This window comes from Streptomyces sp. NBC_01264, assembly GCF_026340675.1.
Classification (GTDB): domain Bacteria; phylum Actinomycetota; class Actinomycetes; order Streptomycetales; family Streptomycetaceae; genus Streptomyces.
This window is the reverse complement of the sequence record NZ_JAPEOX010000001.1, coordinates 5455743-5477324: the sequence shown is the minus strand read 5'-3', so window position 1 is coordinate 5477324 and position 21582 is coordinate 5455743. Positions and strand designations below refer to the sequence as shown.

The following is a 21582-nucleotide window of genomic DNA, read 5'->3' as shown; positions in this document are numbered from 1 at the left end:
GACCTGCCAGTATTCATCCGAGCCGCCTTCGGGATTCGAACCCGAGACCTACGCATTACGAGTGCGTTGCTCTGGCCAGCTGAGCTAAGGCGGCACCGCTGGGAAGACAAGAATTTCCCTGGTGGGAGGCTCTCATCAGCAGCGGCGCCAAGTCTACAGGGTTAAACGGGGTGCCCCGAACAGGGGTCGTCGGCGCGGGTCGGCGGGGGCAGCCGGCGGGGTCAGCACTTCTTCCCGTCCTTCGGAGCGGTGCCCTCCAGGAGGTAGTTGTTGATCGTCGAGTCGATGCAGTCGCTGCCCCGGCCGTACGCCGTGTGGCCGTCGCCGTCGTAGGTCAGCAGGACGCCCGAGTCGAGCTGGCCCGCCAGGGCCTGGGCCCACTTGTACGGGGTCGCCGGGTCTCGGGTGGTGCCGACCACCATGATCGGCGCGGCGCCCTTCGCGTGCAGCTCCTCGGCCGTGCCGGTGGCCTTCGCCGGCCAGTACGTGCAGTTCAGCGAGGCCCAGGCCAGGCCCGAGCCGAAGACCGGAGAGGCCTTCTCGAAGGAGGGCAGTGCCTTCTCGACCGCTTGGGGCCCGGCGAAGGCCGGCGGCTGGTCGAGGCAGTTGACGGCGGCGTTCGCCGACATGAGGTTGGCGTACTTGCCGTCCTGCCCGCGCTCGTAGTAGCTGTCGGCGAGGGCGAGCAGCCCGTCACCGTCGCCGTCCTGGATCGCGGACCTGAGGGCCTCGCGCAGCTGCGGCCAGGAGTTCTCGTCGTACAGCGCGGCGATCACCCCGGTCGTCGCCAGCGACTCGCCGAGCTCGGGGCGCGACCGGTCGGTCGTGGTGATGGGCTGGGCGTCGACCTTGCGGAAGAACTCCTTCAGGCGCTCCGCGACCTGTTCCGGGCTGCCCTGGCCGAGCGGGCAGTCCGGCTGCTTCGCACAGTCCGCCGCGAAGGCCCTGAAGGCGGTCTCGAAGCCCTCGGTCTGGTCCCGGTTCAGGTCCACCGCGGGCCGGGAGGGGTCCATCGCCCCGTCCAGGACCAGGCGTCCGGCCCGGCCCGGGAAGAGGTCGGCGTACGTCGCCCCGAGGAAGGTGCCGTACGAGGCTCCGACGTAGTTCAGCTTCTCGTCCCCCAGCACCGCACGCAGGACGTCCATGTCACGGGCGGCGTCGACCGTGGACACGTGCGGCAGGATCCGCTGCGAGTTCGCCTGGCAGGCGGCCGCGAACTCCTTGAAGGCGGCCACCAGCAGGGCCTGCTCCGCCGCCGAGTCCGGCGTCTGGTCCACCTGCGTGTACGTGTCCATGGCCGGGCCGTCCAGGCATTTCACGGGGCTGCTGCGGTCCACGCCGCGCGGGTCGAAGGAGACCATGTCGTACGCGGCACGGACCGGGTCCGGGTATCCGATGCCGGCGTACGCCTGGAGGTAGCCGATGCCGGAGCCGCCCGGGCCGCCCGGGTTCACCACGAGGGAGCCGAGCCGCTTGGAGGGGTCGGTGGCCTTGCGGCGGGACACCGCGATGTCGATGTCCCCGGCCTCGGGGTGCTCGTAGTCCAGCGGGACCTTCATGGTGGTGCAGTCGAAGCCGGGCACGCCGCACTCGCGCCAGCTCAGCTTCTGGTCGTAGTACGGGCGCAGCGCGGCCGGAACGGCGGTCGGGTCGGCCGACGGCGCCTCCGAGGACCCCCCGGACGACGCGGCGGCGCGGGGTGTCCCCGAACCGCCCGAGGTGCACCCGGAGAGCAGTAGCCCCGCGGCGGCGATCACGGTCCCGGTGGTGCGCAGCAGGCGACTGGTGTCCATTCCCGGAGCCTACGGCCTGCGGGCACACCCGGGCGGTGGCACCCGCGCCGGGCGGCGGACGGCCGCCCGGGCGCGGGCCGCCACCCCGCACGGACCGGCGGCGTCCGCCGCCCGCCCCGCGGACCCCTCGAACGGGTGAGGCCGTCAACCTGAGTCACCGGCGTCGTGCGCGGCGCACGTGTCGCACGTGTCGCGCGCGCCGGCCCGCCCGTCAGCCCGCGCGCAGCGACATCGTCATCGCCTCGACGGCCAGCAGCGGGGCGACGTTGCGGTCCAGCGCCTGCCGGCACGCGATGATCGCCTCGATGCGCCGCAGCGTGCGCTCCGGTCCCGACTCCCGGGCGATCCGGTCCAGGTCCTGCCGTATTTCCTCGTTCGCGATGGCCAGCGAGGAGCCGAGCTGGAGCGCCAGGACGTCCCGGTAGAAGCCGGTGAGGTCGGTCAGGGCCAGGTCGAGGCTGTCGCGCTGCGTACGCGTACGCCGGCGCTTCTGCCGGTCCTCCAGCTCCTTCATCACGCCCGCCGTACCGCGCGGCATCCGCCCGCCCGTGCCCGCCGCGGCGCCCATCGCGGCCCTCAGCTCCTCGGTCTCCTTGGTGTCGACCTCTTCCGCGACCTGCTTGGCGTCCTCCGCGGCGGCGTCCACCAGCTCCTGCGCCGCCTTCAGGCAGTCGCCCACGTCGGCCACGCGCAGCGGCATCTTCAGGACGGTGGCGCGCCGTGAGCGGGCCGCCTCGTCGGTGGCGAGCCGGCGGGCCCGGTCGATGTGCCCCTGGGTCGCGCGGGCGGCCGCCTGCGCGACGGCCGGCTCGATGCCGTCACGCCGCACGAGCACCTCGGCGACGGCGGACACCGGCGGGGTGCGCAGCGAAAGGTGCCGGCAGCGGGAGCGGATGGTGGGCAGCACGTCCTCCAGCGAGGGGGCGCACAGCAGCCACACGGTGCGCGGAGCGGGCTCCTCCACGCCCTTGAGCAGCACGTTTCCGGCACCTTCCGTCAGCCGGTCGGCGTCCTCCAGGACGATGACCTGCCACCGTCCGACGGCCGGGGAGAGCTGCGCCCGGCGCACCAGCGACCGGGTGTCCTTCACGCCGATGGACAGCTGATCGGTACGGACGATCTCCACGTCCGCGTGCGTACCGATCACGGTGGTGTGGCAGCCGTCGCAGAACCCGCAGCCCGGCTCGCCGCCGAGGGCGCGGTCCGGGCTGGTGCACTGGAGCGCGGCGGCGAAGGCCCGGGCGGCGGTGGCCCGCCCCGAGCCGGGCGGTCCGGTGAACAGCCAGGCGTGCGTCATCTTGGAGGCGGCCGGCGGCGGCTCGCCCGCCTCGATGGCGGTGACCAGGGCGTCGGCGTCGACCGCGGCGGCGGCCAGCTGCTTCTGGACCCGCTCCTGTCCCACCAGGTCGTCCCATACGGGCATCCCGCCCACCGCCTTTCCCTCGCGTACCGTCCGTGCCGTCTGCTCACCCAGTGTGGCGGCTCCCCCTGACAATCCCCGTCAGCCGGCCCCCACGACGACCCCGGCCGTCACCCGCCGTACCCGCCACCGCCGTCGGCCGCGCGGGCGGCGTCGGCCAAGTCGGCCACCTCAGCCGCGGCGCGGCCCCCGGCCCCGGCCCTGGTCGTCCTCGTCGTCCCGGCCCCGCCCCAGCAGTTCGTCCGCCAGCGTCGGCAGATCGTCCAGCGGAGTCTCCTCCGCCCAGTCCGAGCGCGGCCGGCGCGGCCGGCCGGCCTCGGTGACGTCGGTGACGTCGGTGAGCAGCGGCAGTTCACGGGTCGCGTCGTTGCCCGAGTCACGGAAGATGCCCGGCGGGACCCGGTCGGCCGGGTTCTCCTCGGGGCGCCGGGCCGTCGGCCGCGACGCGGAGTACGAGGCCCGGGGCGCCGCCGGCCGCGTGGCCGGCGCCTCACCCGCGCCCGTGGGGCGTACGGGCGGCAGGACCGCCGTCTCGTCCGCCGGACCCGTCGCCGGATCGGCCTTCGGGACCGGGACCGTCTGGGTGACGTCGTCCGGCTGCACGACCCGCTTGACGACCGGGGTCTCGATCGTCACGGCCTCGTCGGGGTGCGGGGGGTGCGAGTCCTTGCGCAGGTCCGCCTTGGGCGCGGAAGCCGGCGGGGCCGGCGGAGCCGCGGGGGCGACGGGAGCCGCCGGGGCAGCAGGCGCAGCCGCCGCCACGGACGCCGAGGCAGCAGCAGCCGCAGCACCCGCGGACTTCGCCGCCGCCTCCGCCGCCGAGGCCTCGGCCAGCCGCCGCGCCTCCTCCGCCCTCAGCAGGGCCTCCTCGGCCCGCCGCTGCTTCTCCAGCCGGCGCTCCTCGGCCTCGGCGTGCAGCCGGGCCTCCTCCTCCGCCTGCTTGCGCAGCCGCTCCGCCTCCACCGCGCGGGCCTTCTCCTCGGCCTCCCGCCGCAGCCGCTCGGCCTCGGCCCGCTCGCGGGCCTCCTCCTCGGCGCGCAGCCGCGCCTCACGCTCCTTGCGGGCGGCCTCGGCCTCGGCCGCGATCCGGGCCTCCTCCGCCTCGCGGACCTTGCGGGCCTCTTCCTCGGCCAGCAGCCGGGCTTCCTCGATCTTGCGCGCCGCTTCTTCCTCGGCCTTGCGCGCGGCCTCCACCAGGGCGAGCCGGCGGGCCTCCGCCTGCGCGGCCACCTCGGCCTCCGACAGCGGGAGCATCCGGTCCAGCCGGTGGCGCACGACGGTGCTGACCGACTCCGGGTCCTGGCCCGCATCGACCACCAGGTAGCGACCGGGGTCGGCCGCGGCCAGGGTCAGGAATCCGGACCGCACCCGCTGGTGGAACTCCGCAGGCTCCGATTCCAGCCGGTCCGGCGCCTCCGTGAACCGCTCCCGGGCCGTCTCCGGCGACACGTCGAGCAGCACGGTCAGATTCGGTACGAGGCCACTGGTGGCCCAGCGCGAGATACGGGCGATCTCGGTCGGGGACAGGTCCCGGCCGGCGCCCTGGTAGGCCACCGAGGAGTCGATGTAGCGGTCGGAGATGACCACCGCGCCGCGCTCCAGGGCGGGCCGTACGACGGTGTCCACGTGCTCGGCGCGGTCGGCCGCGTACAGCAGGGCCTCGGCGCGGTTCGACAGGCCGGCGGACGACACGTCGAGCAGGATCGAGCGCAGCCGCTTGCCGACCGGGGTGGCCCCGGGCTCGCGCGTGACGACGACCTCGTGGCCCTTGGCCCGTATCCAGTCGGCCATCGCCTCGACCTGGGTGGACTTGCCGGCGCCGTCGCCGCCCTCCAGGGCGATGAAGAACCCGGCGTCGGACGCGGCCTGCACCGGCTCCCCGCCGCGCAGCGCCTCGCGCAGGTCGCGGCGCAGCGGTACGCCGCCGCGGTCATCGGCCTTAGCCAGGACGATGACGGCGACCGGCAGCAGCAGGGCGCCGACCAGCATCAGGGTGAAGGCCGCGCCGCCGTGCGCGAAGACGACCTCGCCGGCGGCCAGCCGGTGCGGTCCGATCAGGGCGGCCAGCAGCGGGGCGGCCACGGCCCCGACGGCCACGCAGACCCGGACGACGGCCTGCAGGTGCTCGGTGACCCGGGCCCTGCGGAACTCCTCGGTCTCCTGGTCGAGCAGCGTGTGCCCGGTGTTCGCGGCGACTCCCGCGGCGCCACCGGCCAGCAGCGAGAGGAACACCACCGTCGAGGTGTCCGGAACCAGCCCGGTCAGCAGCAGCGCCAGCCCGGCCACGCCGACGGCCAGCGCCAGCAGGCGTCGCCGGGACAGGGCGGGCAGGACCTTGCCGGCCTGCGTGGCGCGGATGCCCAGCGCGGTGCCGCCGAGCAGGGCCAGTACGAACAGCGAGAACGCGGCCGCTCCGCCCCCCAGGTCCGCGGCGTGCAGGACCGCCACGGCGGCGGCGGAGGCGATGGCTCCGGCGACGGCTCCGCAGACGAGGACGAGCAGCGGGATGGCCCCCGTACGCCCCTTCTCCGGCCGGTCCCCCGCCTTGGGGGCCCGCAGGCCCTCCAGCGGGGAGCGGGGCCGCGGGGTCTTCGTCGCAGGCAGCACGAGCGGGAGCAGCAGCGACACGGAGGCCGCGAAGAGGCCGGAGGCCACGTACGAGCCGAGGGCCGCCTGGTTCTCGGCGAACCAGCCGATGCCGAGGCCGAGCGCCTTGCCGATCAGCGTCGCGGCGAGCAGCGCGGCCGCGGCGACCGGCAGGGCGGCGAAGGCGGTACGCAGGTTCAGCCGGCGCAGGGCGTCGAGGTGATCGGGCAGCGGCCGTACGGTCGCCCCCTCCGGCGGCGGCGCCGGCAGCAGACCGGGCGCGGCGCTGTCCCTGGCCAGCCCCCACAGCCGCTCGGCGGCTCCGGAGACGAAGACGGTGGCGAGCAGGGCGGTCAGCGCGTTCGGGCCGATCCAGTCGAGCCACAGCGGGGCCACGACGAAGAGTCCGAGCCGGATCGCGTCGGCCCCGATCATCGTCCAGCGGCGGTCCAGCTTGCCGCCGGGGGCGGTGAGCTGGGACAGCGGCCCGAGGAGGACCGCGCCGAACAGGACGGTAGACAGTACGCGGACGCCGAAGACGGCGGCGACGGCGAGGGCCCAGCCGGCGTAACCACCGCCGAAGGCCCCCTGGTCCACTGCCGCCTGGAGGACCAGCAGCACCAGGACCAGCAGGGCGAGGGCATCGCCGATGCCGCTCACGAGCTGCGCGCTCCACAGACGGCGCAACCCGGGGGTGCGCAGCAGGGCGCGCACCGCGCGCTCGCGGGAGTCCGCGGCGAGGGCTTCGTCGTAGGAGGGGGCGGTGTCGGGGGTCTCGGCGGTGGCGGTCACGACCGTTGGCTGCTCGGCTCGCGTCATCCGCCCAGCCTATCCGCTGCGCTGGGCGGGTGCGGAGGGCTGTGGACAAGGTCGGAGTGTGACCCCGGACCCACCTTCCGGGGTCCGGCCCCGGGCCCGTGCCGCCGCTGCGCGGGGCTGGTCCCCTACCCGCCCTTCCACCGTTCCCAGGGCTCCGCCCTGACCCTCGGACCCCGGGCTGCGCCCGAGGCTCCTGGGGCTCCGCCCCAGACCCCGGTCCTCAAACGCCGGACGGCTGAAAAGCACAAAGCGGGGCCCGCGCGCAGTGCGCGGGCCCCGCTTCTGCGACTACTCGTCCGCCGGAGCGGCCGCCGCCGTCTTCTTCGCGGTCGTCTTCTTCGCGACCGTCTTCTTGGCCGTCGCCTTCTTGGCCGTCGTCGTCGTCTTGGCGGCAGCGGTCTTCGTCGCCGTCGCCTTCTTCGCCGGGGCCTTCTTCGCCGGGGCCTTCTTCGCGGGAGCCTTCTTGGCCGTCTTCTTGACCGGCCCCTTGGCGCGCTTCTCCGCCAGCAGCTCGTAGCCCCGCTCCGGCGTGATCGTCTCGACGTCGTCGTCCCGCCGCAGCGTCGCGTTCGTCTCGCCGTCCGTCACGTACGGACCGAACCGGCCGTCCTTGACGACCACCGGCTTCTCGCTGACCGGGTCCGTCCCCAGCTCCTTCAGCGGCGGCTTCGCGGCCGCGCGCCCCCGCTGCTTCGGCTGCGCGTAGATCGCGAGCGCCTGCTCCAGGGTGATGGCGAAGAGCTGGTCCTCGGTCTCCAGCGACCGCGAGTCCGTGCCCTTCTTCAGGTACGGGCCGTAGCGGCCGTTCTGCGCGGTGATCTCCGCACCCTCCGCGTCCACGCCGACGACCCGGGGAAGGGACATCAGGCGCAGGGCGTCCTCGAGCGTGACCGTGTCCAGGCTCATCGACTGGAACAGCGAGGCTGTCCGCGGCTTCACCGCGTTCTTGCCCGTCTTCGGCGTGCCCTCGGGCAGGATCTCCGTCACGTACGGCCCGTAGCGACCGTCCTTCGCGACGATTTCGTTCCCGCTGATCGGGTCCTTGCCGAGCTCGAACTCGCCGCTCGGCTTCGCGAAGAGCTCCTCCGCGTACTCGACCGTCAGCTCGTCGGGAGCCAGCTCCTCGGGGACGTCCGCCCGCTGGTGGCCCTCGGAGTCCTTCTCGCCGCGCTCCACGTACGGCCCGTAGCGGCCCACGCGCAGCACGATGCCCTCGCCGACGGGGAAGGAGGAGATCTCCCGGGCGTCGATCGCGCCCAGGTCGGTCACCAGCTCCTTCAGACCGCCGAGCGCGTCACCATCGGCCGGCACGACCTCGGTCGCGTCCTCCGCACCGAAGTAGAAGCGCTTCAGCCACGGCACGGACTGGGCCTCGCCCCGCGCGATGCGGTCGAGGTCGTCCTCCATCTTGGCGGTGAAGTCGTAGTCGACGAGCCGCCCGAAGTGCGTCTCCAGCAGGTTGACCACGGCGAACGACAGGAAGGACGGCACGAGCGCCGTGCCCTTCTTGAAGACGTACCCGCGGTCCAGGATCGTGCCGATGATCGACGCGTACGTCGACGGGCGGCCGATCTCCCGCTCTTCCAGCTCCTTGACCAGCGAGGCCTCGGTGTAGCGGGCCGGCGGCTTGGTCGAGTGGCCGTCGACCGTGATGTCCTCGGCCGACAGCGCGTCGCCCTCGGCGACCTGCGGGAGACGCTTCTCACGGTCGTCGAGCTCGGCGTTCGGGTCGTCCGCGCCCTCGACGTAGGCCTTCATGAACCCGTGGAAGGTGATCGTCTTGCCGGAGGCCGAGAACTCGGCGTCCCGGCCGTCGGCCGACCGGCCGCCGATCTTCACGGTCACCGAGTTGCCGACCGCGTCCTTCATCTGGGAGGCGACGGTGCGCTTCCAGATGAGCTCGTACAGGCGGAACTGGTCGCCGGTCAGACCTGTCTCGGCCGGGGTGCGGAAACGATCACCCGAAGGACGGATCGCCTCGTGCGCCTCCTGCGCGTTCTTGACCTTGCCCGCGTAGACGCGGGGCTTCTCCGGCAGGTACTCGGCGCCGTAGAGCTGCGTGACCTGCGCACGGGCCGCCGACACCGCGGTGTCGGAGAGCGTCGTGGAGTCGGTACGCATGTAGGTGATGAAGCCGTTCTCGTACAGCTTCTGCGCCACCTGCATCGTCGCCTTCGCACCGAAGCCGAGCTTGCGCGAGGCCTCCTGCTGGAGCGTCGTCGTACGGAACGGGGCGTACGGGGAGCGGCGGTACGGCTTGGACTCGACCGACCGGACAGCGAACGAGGTCTCCGCCAGCGCGGCGGCCAGCGCCCGCGCGTTCGTCTCGTCGAGGTGCAGCACCTCGCTCTTGAGCTGCCCCGTCGAACCGAAGTCGCGACCCTGCGCCACGCGCTTGCCGTCCACCGTGTTCAGGCGGGCGACCAGCGTGGAGGGGTCGGAGGCGTCACCGGCGCGGCCGGTGGCGAAGGTGCCGGTCAGGTCCCAGTACTCGGCCGAGCGGAAGGCGATGCGCTCGCGCTCCTTCTCGACCACCATGCGGGTGGCCACCGACTGGACGCGGCCCGCCGACAGCTTCGGCATGACCTTCTTCCACAGGACCGGCGAGACCTCGTAGCCGTAGAGGCGGTCGAGGATGCGGCGGGTCTCCTGGGCGTCGACCATGCGCTGGTTCAGCTCGCGCGGGTTGGCGACGGCGTCGCGGATCGCGTCCTTGGTGATCTCGTGGAAGACCATCCGGTGGACGGGGACCTTGGGCTTGAGGACTTCCTGCAGGTGCCACGCGATGGCTTCGCCCTCGCGGTCCTCATCGGTGGCGAGGAAGAGTTCGTCGGACTCGGCCAGCAGCTCCTTGAGCTTCCTGACCTGGGCCTTCTTATCGGCGTTGACGACGTAGATCGGCGCGAAGTCGTGCTCGACGTCCACACCGAGACGGCGGACCTCACCGGTGTACTTGTCGGGAACCTCGGCCGCGCCGCTGGGGAGGTCGCGGATGTGCCCGACGCTCGCCTCGACGACGTATCCGGGGCCGAGATAGCCCTTGATCGTCTTCGCCTTGGCAGGGGACTCGACGATGACGAGTCGGCGGCCGCCCTTTGCGGTCTCGCTAGTCGGGGACAACTTGGCTCTTCTCTCCGGTCGGCACTCGGTCGCAGTACGGCGACGCTGCGGAGTGTGACGGTACAACCCGCCCCCGTGTCAAACGGCAGAAGCCCGCAACGGCCACTCGAACGGTAACCCGACAAGTGCCATTTCTGCCGCCCGGATGCCGCGCCAGGCCCTGCGCACTCACCGGGCAGGGTGGCCGAAGGGCCGTCTGGCCCCGCCCCCGGACCCCTCTTCACGTCGGTGTTCTTGTGTCTTTACGGTCCTGCGCGCATTCGGGACGACCAGGCGAAACCCGGCGCGCCGCCGGAGCGTGAGCGACATCCGGCCGATCAGCCGGGGCCACGAACCGTGAGCCACGCCCCGGCCGGCCCGAAGCGCCCACCACGGCCGGTCCGACCAGCACCGGAGCCGCACGGCCGGTCCGATGCCGCCGGAGCGACACCATCCGGCGCCCCCGCCGGAGCGGGCACCGCCCGGGCGTCATCGCCGGAGCGGCACCGCCCCCGCCCTCACAGCCGTCCGAGGCACCAGACCCCGAGGGCCAGCGAGACCCCGCCGGCGAGCAGCGCCAGCGGTACGGCCACGACGGGGCGCACACCCTCGGCCACCGGCGCGCCGCGTACTGCGCGCGCCCCCGTCCAGGCCAGCAGAGCGCCCCCGAACAGCAGGAACACGGCCGCCGCGAAGATCGCCGGACCGTGCTCCATGCCGTCCCCCTCATCCCCCGGGCCGCTCTCGGGCTCCCCCCGGAACCCGCTGACCGGAGGATCGCAGCCCGGGGCGGACAGCAGGCGAACCCCGGGTGACATCCCGGCTCCGGCTCAGGGTCCCGCCCCGGCCCCGGCGCAGGTCCTGCCCCGGCTCCGACCGCCCGGACGCCGGTGTGCGCCGGGCGCACGGCCACCGCCGGCCTACTCCCCCGCGGCTTCCGCTCCGGCTTCCGCCCCGGTCAGCGGCTCCAGGAACCCCTGCTCCACCAGCATCCGGATCGCCTCGGGCGTCCGGTCCCGCAGGACCACCGGGTCCTCCTCCACCAATTGGGCGATGGCATCCAGAATCCGCCCCGCGCTCAGTGATCCGTCACACACCCCGGCGAAGCCCGCCCCGACCGTGTCGACCTTGGTGGCACGCCGCATGCCGCGGTTCTGCCGGAGCACGACGTGCTCCGGATCCTCCGCGCCGGGCGCGCCGACCTGCTCCTGCACGACCTCCGCGGTCAGCCGGAAATAGCCCGCGAGCAGGGCCGCGTCATCGTGGTCGCGCAGGTAGTCCTGGCGCGCGAAGTGCTCCAGGACGGCCTCACCGAGCGGCTGTTCCACCGAGTGCGGCCACTCCTCGACCACGATCGACGGCTCGGCCGCGTCGCTGCGCCGCAGCGTGATCCAGCCGAAGCCGACCGCCTTGGTCTTGCGGGCCTCGAACTCGTCCAGCCAGTCCTCGTACCGCTGTTCGTACTCGGCGGGGTCGGTGCGGTGGTCGCCCGCGTCGCGCAGCCACAGCTCCGCGTACTGCGTCACGTCCTGCACGTCACGCTGCACGATCCAGGCGTCGCAGCCGCGCGGCACCCAGGCCCGTACCCGGTCGTGCCAGTCCTCGCCGTCCACGTGCTGCCAGTTGCCCAGGAACTGCGCGTATCCGCCCGGGTTGAGCCGCGCCCCGGCCTCCTGGACCAGGGTCCGGCACAGGTCGTCGCCGCCCATCCCGCCGTCCCGGTACGTCAGCCGGGCTCCCGGGGAGATCACGAACGGCGGATTCGACACGATCAGGTCGTACGTGGCCTCGCCGACCGGCTCGAACAGCGACCCGGCGAGCAGTTCCGCCTCGGGGGCTCCCGACAACGCCAGCGTCAACCGGGTGAATTCCAGGGCCCGCGGGTTGACATCGGTCGCCGTGACCCGGGTCGCGTGCTGGGCGGCGTGCAGCGCCTGGATCCCGGATCCGGTGCCGACGTCGAGGGCCGAGCCGACCGGCGTACGGACGGTGATCCCGGCCAGCGTCGTGGAGGCGCCACCGACGCCGAGGACCACGCCCTCCTCGCGGCTGCCGATGCCACCGGCCCCGCCGACGGCGCAGCCGAGGTCGGAGACGATGAACCAGTCCTCGCCGTCGGGACCGCCGTACGGGCGCACGTCCACGGTGGCGTGCAATTCGTCACCCTCCTGCCTCAACCAGCCGTCGGCCAGCGCCGCGTCCACGGGCAGGGCGGCCGCGGCGTGCACGTACGGCACCGGCTGCCGCAGCAGGAACAGCCGGGTCAGGCTCGCGAGCGGCCCGTCGCCGTGGCTCCGCGTGGCGCGCAGGGCGGGGACCGTCTCGCTGCGGGCCAGGGCGGCGTACGCCGGGGCGCCGAGCAGGTCGAGCAGCCCGTCGGCGGTGAAGCCCGCGGCGAGCAACGCGGCGCGGAGCTCGGCCGCGCGGGCCGACGAGGGGAGGTGGGCGGGCAGACCGGGGGGAAGGCTGGTGGTACTCACCCGCCCATTGTGGCCGCTGCCGCCGCCAATGCCCGCGCCACACGGCCTTCGGCGTGGGCGCCCGGCGCGCCCCGCGAGCTCCCGCCCGGGGACGGCGGCCCGGGACGGGCCCCGACGGGGCGCAGCTCCGTACGGCTCGCGCCGTCCGCGGAGTGTCGGCCGTCCTGTCCGCGGCCCCGCCCCCGGACAGGCGCCCGGGCATGCGCCGGGGCGGCCGGGGTCCCGAAGGATCCCGGCCGCCCCGGTGCGGAACTTTGCGGAACTTCTGGAACTGCCAGGACTTCCGGAACCGCTAGGACTTCGCCGGCGACGGAGTCGTCACCTGGCAGCCCTTCTGACTGTTCATCGCCTTGTCGAGCCCGCCCGCCTTGAGCTGGTCGAGGGCTTCCTTGCCGCCCTTGGTCGCTTCCTCCAGGCCGCCCGCGACCTCCTTGAGGCCCTCGGCGAACTTGCCCTGGTCCTTGGCGTCGAGGGCGTCCATCTTCGTCTTCAGGGCGGTGTAGCCCGCCGACGTGGACTCGAAGCCCATGACCGCCGCGGCCGAGGTCTTCTCCCCGTCCTTGACGGGCGGAACTCCCGCGTCCGTCAAGGCCGTACCCATCGCCTTGTACGACTCGGACATGGTCCCGAAGGCCGCCGAGTCGGTCGACTGGACCTCCTCGGGCTTGCTGCTCTCGGTCGCCACCCGCTTGATGTCGGCATTCGCCTTCTCGATCTTCTCGAGCTGGGGCTGCCAGTTGTCGCAGACCTTCTTGGCCCAGGCGTCGGTCTTCTTGTCGCCGTCGTCCCCGCCACAGCCGGACAGGACGAGCATCAGCACCGCAGCGCCCGATACCGCGGCCGCAAGCTTCTTGTTCACCGGATTGGTCCCTTCGAAGGCTCTCGGCCCGGAAGATACACGTCCACCATCGGGGAAACGCAAAGGCGGACGGACGGCGCGTCAGTCCGCGCCCCCCGTCCGCCGTTCGGGCGTACGGTCGAGTCGAGTCGAGCCGGGTGGAACCGGGTCGGGCCCGAGACGGCCGTCTCAGGCCCGCGCGAGCCGTCTCAGGAGGAGACCGCCGCCGCCGGGTCGGCCTGCTGGCCCACCCGTTCCGCGGTCGCGCCCTCGTCCGCCCCGTCGTCGCCCACGGCGATGCCGCGGCGCTTGGAGACGTAGACCGCACCGACGATGACGCCGATGGCGAGCACGGCGACGATCGCCCGTACGGTCGGGCTGGCGTCGTCCCCGTAGCTGAACTGCACGATCGCGGGGGCGATCAGCAGCGCCACCAGGTTCATGACCTTGAGCAGCGGGTTGATGGCGGGCCCGGCGGTGTCCTTGAACGGGTCGCCGACGGTGTCGCCGATGACGACCGCCTCGTGCGCCGCACTGCCCTTGCCGCCGTGGTGCCCGTCCTCGACGAGCTTCTTCGCGTTGTCCCACGCGCCACCGGAGTTGGCGAGGAAGACCGCCATCAGGGTGCCGGTGCCGATCGCACCGGCGAGGAAGGATCCGAGCGCCCCGACGCCGAGCGTGAACCCGACGGCGATCGGGGTGAGGACGGCGAGCAGCCCGGGCGTGGCGAGTTCGCGCAGCGCGTCCTTGGTGCAGATGTCCACGACGCGCCCGTACTCGGGCTTCTCGGTGTAGTCCATGATCCCGGGGTGCTCCCGGAACTGGCGGCGCACCTCGTAGACCACCGCGCCCGCCGAGCGGGAGACGGCGTTGATGGCGAGGCCCGAGAACAGGAACACGACGGCCGCGCCCAGGATCAGCCCGACCAGGTTGTTGGGCTGCGCGATGTCCAGGCTGAGGTTCATCTCCCCGGCGGCCTTGACGCCGACTTCCTTGACCGCGTTGGCGATGGCGTCGTTGTACGAGCCGAAGAGCGCGGCCGCGGCGAGCACGGCCGTGGCGATGGCGATGCCCTTGGTGATGGCCTTGGTGGTGTTGCCCACCGCGTCCAGGTCGGTCAGGACCTGCGCGCCGGCGCCCTCGACGTCCCCGGACATCTCCGCGATGCCCTGGGCGTTGTCGGAGACCGGACCGAAGGTGTCCATGGCGACGATGACGCCGACGGTGGTGAGCAGACCGGTGCCGGCCAGCGCCACGGCGAAGAGCGCCAGCATGATCGAGGTGCCGCCGAGCAGGAACGCCCCGTACACGCCGAGCCCGATGAGCAGCGCCGTGTAGACGGCGGACTCCAGGCCGACCGAGATGCCGGCGAGCACGACCGTTGCCGCGCCCGTCAGGGAGGACTTGCCGATGTCCCGGACGGGACGCCGGTTGGTCTCGGTGAAGTAGCCGGTGAGCTGCTGGATCAGGGCCGCGAGCACGATGCCGATGGCGACGGCGACGAGCGCCAGGATCCGCGGGTCGCCGGCGTGCCCGGAGATCGCGGTGTCCTCGACACCGCGGAGCTCCTTGTAGGTGCCCGGCAGGTACGCGTAGACGGCGATCGCGACGAGGACCATCGAGATGGCGGCGGAGATGAAGAAGCCGCGGTTGATGGCGGTCATGCCGCTGCGGTCGGTGCGCCGCGGGGAGACCGCGAAGATGCCGATCATCGCGGTGACGACCCCGATGGCGGGGACGATCAGCGGGAAGGCCAGACCCAGGTCGCCGAAGGCGGCCTTGCCGAGGATGAGGGCCGCCACGAGGGTGACGGCGTACGACTCGAAGAGGTCGGCGGCCATTCCCGCACAGTCTCCGACGTTGTCGCCCACATTGTCGGCGATGGTCGCGGCATTGCGCGGGTCGTCCTCCGGAATGCCCTGCTCGACCTTGCCGACCAGGTCGGCGCCGACGTCGGCGGCCTTGGTGAAGATGCCGCCTCCGACACGCATGAACATCGCGATGAGCGCGGCACCGAGGCCGAAGCCCTCCAGGACCTTGGGCGCGTCGGCGGCGTAGACGAGCACGACGCAGGATGCGCCGAGCAGGCCGAGGCCGACGGTGAACATGCCCACCACGCCGCCGGTGCGGAACGCGATCCGCATGGCCTTGTGGGAAACCTCGGTGAGGTCCTTGGCCGGCTCGCCCTCGGCGGGGGTGGCCTCGCGCGCGGCGGCGGCGACGCGGACGTTGGCACGGACCGCGAGGCGCATGCCGATGTAGCCGGTGGCGGCCGAGAAGATGGCGCCGACGAGGAAGAAGGCGGAGCGCCCCGACCTCTGCGTCCAGTCGTCGGCGGGGAGCAGGAAGAGCAGGAAGAACACGACGACGGCGAAGACGCCGAGCGTGCGGAGCTGCCGGCCGAGGTAGGCGTTGGCGCCTTCCTGGACGGCGGCGGCGATCTCCTTCATGGAGTCGGTTCCCTCGTCGGCGGCGAGGACCTGGCGGACCAGGATCTGCGCGACGACGAGCGCGGCGATGGCCACGGCCGCAATGACGATCACGATGAGCCGATTGTCATCCGTGAGTACTGCGGATGCCAGGTCCGTGGTGCGACCCGGCGCGATAGGGGTGAAGAGCCCCGTCATTCGTCCTCCTTGACGTGATGAGCTCAAGATGTGGACGGATTGTAGGGAGCGCGACCCGATCAAAACAGTACGCAGGAAACGGAATTGGCCCGCACTTGCTCCTCACCAATAGATCTGGTCACTCCATTACGCTCGAAAGCGGTAACGGGGCAAAAGCATTGACGCTTGATCAGCGATCAATAAACCCGGCGGAGAACGATCACTCAATGGATCTACACTCACCCGAAAGGCCCTGCTCGGCAGGGCATTGAATAAGATCGGAAGATACGTCGGCACGCGCGGCGGAACATCATCGGCGCCCACTCACCCGGTGCTTCCCACGCCTTACCGGCGCCCGCCCGGTCCCCCGTCGCCGGACGACCACCCTCCGGGCACTGCCCGCGTCAGAGCCCGACCGGGGCACGAAACCGACGGGGAAGCGGCAAACCAAAGGGGCGGGACGAAAACCCGCCGGGCCCCACGAGAACCCGCCAGCCCCGTCCCGGGGCAGCAGAAAGCCCCCACCCAGGGCGACACGGCACCACCCCCGGGCAGCACGAAAACCCGCCGGGCGGCCCGAAGGCAGCCCGGCGGGCACGAAACGTGTGCGCGGCCCAGCGGCGGCCGGGCAACGACCGACCGGCGCCGGAGGCCGACCGGCGGCCGCCAGCGGCCGGGAAGGGCCGGGCAGCAGCCGTCAGCCGCCGGGAAAGGCCCGAGCGGCAGCCGTCAGTGGCCGGAAAGGCCCGAGCAGCAGCCGGCTACGCCAGTTCGGACGTCCCCGCGACGGGCCAGCTCATCCGGATGGTTCCACCGGTCTCACCGCTGATGACCTCGACGTCGTCGACCAGGCCGCTGATCACGGCGAGGCCCATCTCGTCCTCGCCGTCGATGTCGGGGTCCAGTACGGCGTCGATTCCGGGCACGGCGTCAGCCGGACCGCCGGCCGGTCCGGGTACTTCGTCGCTGACCTCGATGGAGAACACCTTCTCCTCCTCGGTCAGCACCACCCGGACGGGCGCGGTGAGTCCGTTGGTGCGGTGCAGTCCGACGGCACGCGAGCAGGCCTCGCCCACGGCGAGGCGGACCTCGTCGAGGACGGCTTCCTCCACACCGGCCCGCCGCGCCACGGCGGCCGCGACCAGGCGGGCCGTCCGGACGTGTTCGGGCTGGGCGCTGAAGCGCAGTTCAACGGTGGCCATGCGCGTCCCCCTCGGACTACGGGCGTGCCTTACAGGGGCCCGGACCGCTTGTGGCCCGGTACCCCCCGCTCCATCTTCGGCAGTTTCGCCGCCGAGCGCCGTCAGTCGGTGGCGTTGACGGCGTCTTCCACCGAGTTGTGGATCGGAAACACCTTGGTCAGACCGGTGATTCGGAAGATCTTCAGGATGCGCTCCTGGTTGCAGACCAGACGCAGCGAGCCCTCGTGCGCGCGGACGCGCTTGAGGCCTCCCACGAGCACACCAAGCCCGGTGGAGTCGAGGAAGTCCACTCGCTCCATGTCGACAACCAGGTGGTAGCTGCCGTCGTTCACCAACTCGACCAACTGCTCGCGCAGCTTGGGCGCGGTATACACATCAATCTCGCCACCGACCTCCACGACCGTACGGTCGCCGACAGTGCGAGTCGACAGGGACAGGTCCACGGATCCTCCAGCACCTTGCTATCGAGCGGCGCCCCCCAGGGGCCTCCCCACCCGGAGGTGGGAGAGGGATTGGCTGCCGCGATGGCATTCAATCACTTACCGGCAGGCGCGCACGACGCCTTCGGACCATTGTCCCGCACGCCGATGACACACTCGGTTCCAATGGCCAACACTCACCGTCCCGGTCCGCCCACGGCACCCGAGGACATCAGACCCACTCCCGACACGGTCCTGGACCGGCTGTCACGGGGGCCTTCCCGGGCTGCGCGCATCACCCATACGGAGCACTTGCCCCCTCGGGAGGGTCGTCATGCGGTCTGGCCCGATCGCATCCGAACTGATGTCGTAGCCGCGATTGCGGCCGCCGGGATCGACCATCCGTGGGAACACCAGGCCGCGGTCGCCGAGCACGCCCTCGACGGGCAGTCCGTGATCGTCGCCACGGGCACCGCCTCGGGCAAGTCGCTGGCCTACCTCGCGCCCGTGCTCTCCGCCCTCGCCGACGGGGCCGAGGCGCCCAACGGCAGGGGGGCGACCGCCCTGTACCTGGCCCCGACCAAGGCCCTGGCCGCCGACCAGCGGCGCGCCGTACGGGAACTGGCCGGTCCGCTCGGAAACGCCGTCCGGCCCGCGGTCTACGACGGGGACACGCCCTTCGAGGAGCGCGAGTGGGTGCGTCAGTACGCCAATTACGTCCTCACCAACCCCGACATGCTGCACCGCGGGATCCTCCCGGCCCACCCGCGCTGGGCCTCCTTCCTGCGGGCCCTGCGCTACGTGGTCATCGACGAGTGCCACACCTACCGGGGCGTCTTCGGCTCCCACGTCGCCCAGGTCCTGCGGCGGCTGCGGCGGCTGTGTGCGCGCTACGGCTCCGATCCCGTGTTCCTGCTGGCCTCCGCGACCGCGAGCGACCCGGCGACCGCCGCGTCCCGGCTGACCGGCCTGCCGGTGGTGGAGGTCGCCGACGACGCCTCCCCGCGCGGCGAGGTCGTCTTCGCCCTGTGGGAGCCGCCCCTGACCGACCTCAAGGGCGAGCGGGGCGCACCCGTACGCCGCACGGCCACCGCCGAGACCGCCGATCTCCTCACCGACCTGGTCGTCCAGGGCGTCCGGACGGTCGCCTTCGTCCGCTCCCGGCGCGGAGCCGAGCTGATCGCGGTGATCGCCCAGGAGAAACTCGCCGCCGTGGACCGCTCGCTGCCCCGGCGGGTCGCGGCCTACCGGGGCGGCTACCTGCCCGAGGAGCGCCGGGCCCTGGAGCGGGCCCTGCACTCCGGCGAGCTGCTCGGCCTGGCCGCGACGACCGCCCTGGAGCTGGGCGTGGACATCTCCGGCCTGGACGCCGTACTGATCACCGGCTACCCGGGCACCCGCGCCTCCCTGTGGCAGCAGGCCGGCCGTGCCGGGCGCTCGGGCCACGGCGCCCTGGCGGTGCTGATCGCCCGCGACGACCCGCTGGACACCTATCTGGTCCACCACCCCGAGGCCCTCTTCCGGCAGCCGGTGGAGGCCACGGTCCTGGACCCCGACAACCCGTACGTCCTGGCCCCCCACCTGTGCGCGGCGGCGGCCGAGCTGCCGCTGACGGAGCCCGACCTCGACCTCTTCGGCCCGGCGGCGCGCGAGCTCCTCCCCCAGCTCGAAGGGGCGAAACTGCTGCGCCGCCGGGCCACGGCCTGGCACTGGACCCGCCGGGAACGGGCCTCGGACCTCACCGACATCCGGGGCGGCGGCGGACGCCCGGTCCAGATCGTCGAGGCCGCCACGGGCCGGCTGCTGGGCACGGTGGACGAGGAGGCGTCCCACAGCGCCGTCCACGACGGGGCGGTCCACCTCCACCAGGGCCGCACGTACCTGGTGAAGCACCTGGACCTGGAGGATTCCGTCGCGCTGGTCGAGGAGGCGAACCCGCCCTTCTCCACGACGGCCCGCGACACGACCGCCATCTCCGTCCTGGAGACCGAGACGGAGATCCCCTGGGGCCGGGGCAGGCTCTGCTTCGGCTCGGTGGAGGTCACCAACCAGGTGGTCTCCTACCTGCGCCGCAAACTGATCACCGGCGAGGTCCTCGGCGAAGCCAAACTGGACCTGCCGCCCCGCACCCTGCGCACCCGGGCCGTGTGGTGGACGGTCACCGAGGACCAGCTCGACGAGGCCCGGATCAACCCGGAGATCCTCGGCGGGGCCCTGCACGCCGCCGAGCACGCCTCCATCGGCCTGCTCCCGCTCTTCGCCACCTGCGACCGCTGGGACATCGGCGGGGTCTCCGTCCCGCTGCATCCCGACACCCTCCTCCCGACGGTCTTCGTCTACGACGGCCACCCGGGCGGAGCCGGCTTCGCGGAGCGCGCCTTCCACACGGCCCGCGCCTGGCTGACGGCGACCCGCGACGCGATCGCCGCCTGCGAATGCGAGGCCGGCTGCCCCTCCTGCATCCAGTCCCCCAAGTGCGGCAACGGCAACGACCCCCTGCACAAGCGCGGCGCCGTCCGCCTCCTCACCCACCTCCTCGCGGAATCCCCACCCCCCGCCCCACCAGCGACCCCCTGAGTTCCCGACGGCGGCCCAACCACCGGAAACCCCGGAAACCAAGGCCCCACAGATCGGTCGGCGATTGGCTGAATATCGCCCCTACTGCCCCTGCCACCCCCGCCCCGAACCCCCGCCGTCCACCCCATCCCCCTCCCAGCCCCACCTCCCGGGCACCCTCGCCCCTCCTGGGCGGAAGAACGGGCCCCCTCGGCCGCTCCCGGACGGGGCAACGGGCCACCTCGGCCCCTCCCGGACGGGGGAGCAGACGCCCTCAGCCCCTCCCGGACAGGAGGGCGGACGCCCTCGGCCTCGGCCGCTCCTGGGCCGGGGCGCTCACGGCCCTCCCGACCGCGCCGACCGGGCACGCATGGCCCGCACTGCCCGCACGGCCTTGGGTCCGGGCGGCCCAGGCCCCGTGGGACCCTGCCCTGCCTGGGGATCGAGTCCCTCCGGGGCCGCGGCTTCCGGCGGACTCCGGCCTTCCCCGGCGACCGGGCCGTACGAGGCCCTCACCGGGGCTCCCCGGGCAGTGGCGGGCCCGCGCGGGAGCGGAGCCCGGGTCCGAAGGGGCCCGTGGGGGCGCGGGCGGTGATCTCCGCGACCTCGCCCGTCACCACGCAACTGGTGACCTGCGCGCCCTGCGCCACGGCCACCCGTACCGCCGTGGCGCAGGCGGCCTCCGGGCCGTGGGCCCAGCTCGCCGCCGCGGCGAGGGCGGCCAGGTCGGCGGCGGCCGCGGCACGGTGCCGGGAGACCACCGCCTGCCCGAGCAGGAGCACCCCGCCGAACACCGCCATCAGCACGGTCACCACCACGACCCCCCACACCGTGGCGGACCCCCGATCCCGATCCCCGTCCCAGCCCGGACCCCAGTCCCGGCCCCAACACCGACCGGGACCCCGGTCCCGACCCCGGTCCCGGTCCCGACCCCAGTCCCGGCCGCGACCCCGGTCACGACCCCGGCCCCAGCCCGGACCCCGGCCCGGGCCCCGCAGGCGGCCTTGCTGCGGCTCCGCCGGGCCATCCCCGCGACGGGTCATGGTGGCGGCCCCACGGTGTCCTCCGCCAGGGCGGCGGCCAGGGCGGTGAGCCGTACCGGCAGTGCGGCCGGGCCCGGGGCCGGAGCCGAGACGCGGACCCGCCACAGGTCACCCGTCCGCGCGAGTTCTACCCGCGCCCCGGGCGGGGCCGCGGCCACGGCCGCCGCCACCGCCGCGTCCGCCGGCTCCGACCGGGCCGCCGCCCGGGCACCGGCCCGAGCGGCGTCCACACACCGGATCTGCGCGGAGGCCGCCATCAGCGCCCACACCAGCAGCGCCGCGAACAGCACCAGCGCCGGAATCACCAAGGCCGTCTCCGCCGTCACGAATCCGTGGTCAGAACGGCGCATCGAGTGCCTTCCCGATGGTCGACTGGAGTGCCGTCGCGACCAGTTCACTCGTCACCACCTTGTACAGAACGGCGGCGAACGCACACGCCGCGATCGTGCCCATGGCGTATTCAGATGTGGACATTCCCGCATCGCCCGCACGACGCCTCAGTCCCGCAAGCCCCGTCAGTACCGCCCGCATCCGAAACCAGTTGATCGACATGAGAACCTCCCGTTGATTCAGCTTTTTGACGTGACCTCAGATGGTCATTTCAGGTGGTCATTTGAGGTGGCCTTTGAGGTGGCGGACGCGGCTGATCATTCGCCGGTCGTCCAGCCGGTCATTCGCCCGTCCATTTACCTGATCGTTCGCCCGGTCAGATCAGGCGCCC

Annotated in this window: 15 protein-coding genes and 1 tRNA gene; 2 read left to right on the top strand and 14 right to left on the bottom strand. The window is 72.9% G+C overall.

Annotated elements, in window-relative coordinates:
- Window positions 1-20: 20 nt before the first annotated feature.
- Together OG435_RS25625 and OG435_RS25620 are read right to left on the bottom strand one after the other, a co-directional pair.
- A tRNA-Thr gene (locus OG435_RS25625) sits at window positions 21-94 on the bottom strand.
- A 127-nt stretch (window positions 95-221) separates the two neighbouring features.
- Window positions 222-1793 (bottom strand): alpha/beta hydrolase, encoded by a 1572-nt coding sequence (locus OG435_RS25620; RefSeq protein ID WP_266880134.1) that lies wholly within the window; start codon window positions 1791-1793, stop codon window positions 222-224.
- Here OG435_RS25620 and OG435_RS25615 point away from each other — a divergent pair.
- Window positions 1786-1932: a hypothetical protein gene (locus OG435_RS25615; RefSeq protein WP_266880132.1), complete on the top strand. Its 147-nt coding sequence runs from the start codon at window positions 1786-1788 to the stop codon at window positions 1930-1932. The genes OG435_RS25620 and OG435_RS25615 overlap by 8 nt on opposite strands.
- Before the next feature lie 72 nt (window positions 1933-2004).
- Here OG435_RS25615 and OG435_RS25610 read toward each other — a convergent pair whose 3' ends face one another.
- The 9 genes from OG435_RS25610 to bldG form a co-directional block, all read right to left on the bottom strand.
- On the bottom strand, window positions 2005-3216 hold the full coding sequence (locus OG435_RS25610) for a DNA polymerase III subunit delta' (protein ID WP_266880130.1): 1212 nt from the start codon (window positions 3214-3216) through the stop codon (window positions 2005-2007).
- A gap of 168 nt (window positions 3217-3384) precedes the next feature.
- A complete protein-coding gene (tmk, locus tag OG435_RS25605; RefSeq protein ID WP_266880129.1) occupies window positions 3385-6618 on the bottom strand; it encodes a dTMP kinase in 3234 nt (1077 codons plus the stop codon).
- A gap of 288 nt (window positions 6619-6906) precedes the next feature.
- Window positions 6907-9738 (bottom strand): type I DNA topoisomerase, encoded by a 2832-nt coding sequence (gene topA / locus OG435_RS25600; RefSeq protein ID WP_266880127.1) that lies wholly within the window; start codon window positions 9736-9738, stop codon window positions 6907-6909.
- 497 nt (window positions 9739-10235) lie between these two features.
- On the bottom strand, window positions 10236-10433 hold the full coding sequence (locus tag OG435_RS25595; RefSeq protein WP_266880125.1) for a hypothetical protein: 198 nt from the start codon (window positions 10431-10433) through the stop codon (window positions 10236-10238).
- A 204-nt stretch (window positions 10434-10637) separates the two neighbouring features.
- Window positions 10638-12197, bottom strand: a complete 1560-nt coding sequence (locus OG435_RS25590; protein ID WP_266880123.1) for a DUF7059 domain-containing protein — start codon at window positions 12195-12197, stop codon at window positions 10638-10640.
- A gap of 292 nt (window positions 12198-12489) precedes the next feature.
- Window positions 12490-13056 (bottom strand): small secreted protein, encoded by a 567-nt coding sequence (locus tag OG435_RS25585; protein ID WP_266880122.1) that lies wholly within the window; start codon window positions 13054-13056, stop codon window positions 12490-12492.
- Window positions 13057-13244: 188 nt separating this feature from the next.
- Window positions 13245-15662: a sodium-translocating pyrophosphatase gene (locus OG435_RS25580; RefSeq protein ID WP_266880120.1), complete on the bottom strand. Its 2418-nt coding sequence runs from the start codon at window positions 15660-15662 to the stop codon at window positions 13245-13247.
- 740 nt (window positions 15663-16402) lie between these two features.
- Window positions 16403-16843, bottom strand: a complete 441-nt coding sequence (locus tag OG435_RS25575) for an ATP-binding protein (protein WP_266880118.1) — start codon at window positions 16841-16843, stop codon at window positions 16403-16405.
- A 101-nt stretch (window positions 16844-16944) separates the two neighbouring features.
- Window positions 16945-17286 (bottom strand): anti-sigma factor antagonist BldG, encoded by a 342-nt coding sequence (gene bldG / locus OG435_RS25570; RefSeq protein ID WP_243339893.1) that lies wholly within the window; start codon window positions 17284-17286, stop codon window positions 16945-16947.
- A gap of 81 nt (window positions 17287-17367) precedes the next feature.
- Between bldG and OG435_RS25565 the strand changes: the two genes are divergently transcribed.
- On the top strand, window positions 17368-19839 hold the full coding sequence (locus tag OG435_RS25565; protein ID WP_266880115.1) for a DEAD/DEAH box helicase: 2472 nt from the start codon (window positions 17368-17370) through the stop codon (window positions 19837-19839).
- Between the two features lie 491 nt (window positions 19840-20330).
- Here OG435_RS25565 and OG435_RS50730 read toward each other — a convergent pair whose 3' ends face one another.
- From OG435_RS50730 to OG435_RS25550, 3 genes are all read right to left on the bottom strand, one after another.
- Window positions 20331-20636 (bottom strand): Rv3654c family TadE-like protein, encoded by a 306-nt coding sequence (locus OG435_RS50730; protein ID WP_430625682.1) that lies wholly within the window; start codon window positions 20634-20636, stop codon window positions 20331-20333.
- Window positions 20637-20857: 221 nt separating this feature from the next.
- Window positions 20858-21211 (bottom strand): TadE family type IV pilus minor pilin, encoded by a 354-nt coding sequence (locus OG435_RS25555; RefSeq protein WP_266880113.1) that lies wholly within the window; start codon window positions 21209-21211, stop codon window positions 20858-20860.
- Entirely contained in the window at window positions 21198-21413 is a 216-nt protein-coding gene (locus tag OG435_RS25550) for a DUF4244 domain-containing protein (RefSeq protein ID WP_430625681.1), read from the bottom strand. The genes OG435_RS25555 and OG435_RS25550 overlap by 14 nt, the downstream gene beginning before the upstream one ends.
- Window positions 21414-21582: the final 169 nt, after the last annotated feature.

Bases quoted from the DNA above. Each gene is read 5' to 3' on its own strand.
- OG435_RS25550 (WP_430625681.1), bottom strand. From the start codon at position 21,413: ATGTCGATCAACTGGTTTCGGATGCGGGCGGTACTGACGGGGCTTGCG.
- tmk (WP_266880129.1), bottom strand. From the start codon at position 6,618: ATGACGCGAGCCGAGCAGCCAACGGTCGTGACCGCCACCGCCGAGACC.
- OG435_RS25575 (WP_266880118.1), bottom strand. From the start codon at position 16,843: ATGGCCACCGTTGAACTGCGCTTCAGCGCCCAGCCCGAACACGTCCGG.
- OG435_RS25620 (WP_266880134.1), bottom strand. From the start codon at position 1,793: ATGGACACCAGTCGCCTGCTGCGCACCACCGGGACCGTGATCGCCGCC.
- OG435_RS25555 (WP_266880113.1), bottom strand. From the start codon at position 21,211: ATGCGCCGTTCTGACCACGGATTCGTGACGGCGGAGACGGCCTTGGTG.
- OG435_RS25610 (WP_266880130.1), bottom strand. From the start codon at position 3,216: ATGCCCGTATGGGACGACCTGGTGGGACAGGAGCGGGTCCAGAAGCAG.
- OG435_RS25595 (WP_266880125.1), bottom strand. From the start codon at position 10,433: ATGGAGCACGGTCCGGCGATCTTCGCGGCGGCCGTGTTCCTGCTGTTC.
- OG435_RS25565 (WP_266880115.1), top strand. From the start codon at position 17,368: ATGGCATTCAATCACTTACCGGCAGGCGCGCACGACGCCTTCGGACCA.
- OG435_RS25580 (WP_266880120.1), bottom strand. From the start codon at position 15,662: ATGACGGGGCTCTTCACCCCTATCGCGCCGGGTCGCACCACGGACCTG.